Origin of the sequence: Flavobacterium croceum DSM 17960 (genome assembly GCF_002917885.1) — a bacterium.
In the GTDB taxonomy this organism is placed as follows: Bacteria; Bacteroidota; Bacteroidia; order Flavobacteriales; family Flavobacteriaceae; genus Flavobacterium; species Flavobacterium croceum.
Map to the genome: position 1 here is coordinate 1 of NZ_PQNY01000092.1, position 1,210 is coordinate 1,210.

The 1,210-nt window shown below is 43.1% G+C and carries 1 protein-coding gene; it reads left to right on the plus strand.

Annotated elements, in window-relative coordinates; all coding sequences use genetic code 11:
* Positions 1-1,210, plus strand: a 1,210-nt coding sequence (locus Q361_RS13600; protein ID WP_146047058.1) for a tandem-95 repeat protein, incomplete at both ends; no start/stop codon positions are given.

Consider the following 1,210-nt stretch of genomic DNA (forward strand, 5'->3'; position numbering starts at 1 on the left):
GGCGAAGTAACGTTTAATCCAGCGAACAATTTCAACGGAACAGCTACATTAACCTATGAGTTGTGTGATGCAGGTACCCCAGTATTGTGTGATACAGCTACAATAACTTTTACAGTAGACCCTGTAAATGATGCACCTGTATTAACCAATGATACCGCTACAACACTAGAAGACACTCCAGTGAGTGGTGATATCACAGGCACAGGCGATACAGATCCAGACGGAACACCATTAACGGTAACAACAACACCAGTAAGTGGACCAAGTCACGGAACAATCGTAATCAACCCTGACGGTACATATACGTATACACCAGCTCCAAACTGGTGTGGTACAGATGTAGTAGAAATCCAAGTATGCGATGCAGGTACACCAGGAGTAGCATGTACAATACAAACCCTTACCATTACAGTAACTTGTGTAAACGATGCACCAGTTGCTAATGATGACACTGTAAGTTTACCATTAACAGAAGACGGTGCTGATGGCGTAGTAAGTATCTTAACCAATGATACCGATGCAGATGGTAACCCAACGATTTCATCAGGACATACAGTAGATTTAGATCCATCAACACCAGGAGTTCAAACAACAGTGACGAATGCACAAGGAGTTTGGACATACAACCCAACGACAGGCGAAGTAACGTTTAATCCAGCGAACAATTTCAACGGAACAGCTACTTTAACGTATGAGTTGTGTGATGCAGGTACCCCAGTATTATGTGATACAGCGGTAATAACCTTTACAGTAACTGCTGTAAACGATGCGCCAGTATTAACGAATGATACCGCTACAACACTAGAAGACAATCCAGTGAGTGGTGATATCACAGGTGCAGGCGATACAGATCCAGACGGAACCCCATTAACGGTAACAACAACACCAGTAAGTGGACCAAGTCACGGAACAATCGTAATCAACCCTGACGGAACCTATACGTATACACCAGCTCCAAACTGGTGTGGTACAGATGTAGTAGAAATCCAAGTATGTGATGCAGGTACACCAGGAGTTGCATGTACAACAGAAACCCTTACCATTACAGTAACTTGTGTAAACGATGCACCAGTATCTGTAAATGATGTTGTAACAGCACCATTAACAGAAGACGAGGCTAATGGAGTTGTAAACATTCTAGCGAATGATACCGATCCAGATGGTAACCCAACACCAACTTCAGGGCATACAGTAGATTTAGACCCATCAA